We start from the raw sequence: 1,116 nt of genomic DNA, 5'->3' as shown, positions 1-1,116 counted from the left end.
TTCTCACCGAGGCCAACCGGCCGGTGGCCAGCGCCGCCTTCGACCACTTCTTTCATCGCGGCCTGAACAAGCCGGAGCATGGGTGGTTGATCTGCGGGGCGTGCCATGCCGAGCTGACCTATGGCGGTTACCTCGTCCGCTTCCTGCGGATGCCCGAGTTCCGCGCCTTCCAGGGCGCCGTGTTCGAGCACCGCCGCCAGGAGCGGGCCCGCACCGGCGACACGCCGGAGTAGCCGCCATCCTCTGTCCTCCCGACTGGAGGGCATGCCAAAGCCCCATGACCTCAGACCGAGGTCATGGGGCTTTTCGCGTTTCCGGCTCTGGTTCACAGCGGCGCCTCGTCAGGCGGTTGGTAAAAGCGGCCATCCATCTCGAGCATCCGTCGGCGTCGAGCGCTCTGCGGATCATGCATGGTAATGGCAGTTACCGTGCACGATGAATCGACGGCTCCGCCCAGCTGGTTAGCGGCGGAACCAGCGGCGCCCGCCCTTCCCATCATCCGGCATCCGCTCGCTGTGCCGGGTGGACGGGGTGCGCCGGCACGAGGGCGCCGAGCCGTGCGAGCAGTTCATGCCGCTCGTAGGGCTTTGGGAGGACCTCAAAGGCCGGCTCGTGGTCGAGCGCCGCGCCGGCATAGCCCGAGGTGAAAAGTACCGGCAGCCCTGGCCGCAGTCGCCGCGCCGCCCGCACCAGCTCGACCCCGTTCATGCCCGGCATCACCACGTCCGAGAACAGCACGTCCACCGCCTCGCCCGCCTCAAGCGCCGACAGCGCCTCACGCGCATCTGCTGCCACGATGACACGCCAGCCGCCCTCGCGGAGCATCTCCGCCGTTGTGTCCCGCACCGCGGTCTCGTCCTCCACAACCAGCACCGTGGCCGACGACACCGTGGCGACAATACCGCGCGTGTCCCCCTCAGTGCTGCGGGGCTTGGCCTCCAACTCGGCCGTCACGGGTAGGTAGAGGGTCACCGCCGTGCCCCTGCCGAGACGGCTCTCCACCGCGACGTGGCCACCAAGCTGGCGGGCGAAGCCGTAGACCTGGGCGAGCCCCAGTCCGGTGCCCCGACCAGGCTCCTTCGTGGTGAAGAACGGCTCAAAGGCACGCGCCAGCAC

The 1,116-nt window shown here is 68.9% G+C and carries 2 protein-coding genes; one reads left to right on the top strand and one right to left on the bottom strand.

Features of this window, described 5'->3' with window-relative positions; translation table 11 throughout:
- A partial coding sequence (locus ACFQS7_RS30930) for a hypothetical protein (protein ID WP_380070983.1) occupies window positions 1–233 on the top strand: 233 nt, incomplete at its 5' end.
- Between the two features lie 262 nt (window positions 234–495).
- On the opposite strand, the gene ACFQS7_RS30925 is transcribed toward ACFQS7_RS30930, so the two are convergent.
- The coding region (locus ACFQS7_RS30925; RefSeq protein ID WP_380070982.1) for a response regulator at window positions 496–1,116 on the bottom strand (621 nt) is incomplete at its 5' end.

It is taken from the genome of Dankookia sp. GCM10030260 (assembly GCF_042666655.1).
In the GTDB taxonomy this organism is placed as follows: domain Bacteria; phylum Pseudomonadota; class Alphaproteobacteria; order Acetobacterales; family Acetobacteraceae; genus Paracraurococcus.
This window is presented reverse-complemented; position numbering and strand designations above follow the sequence as displayed.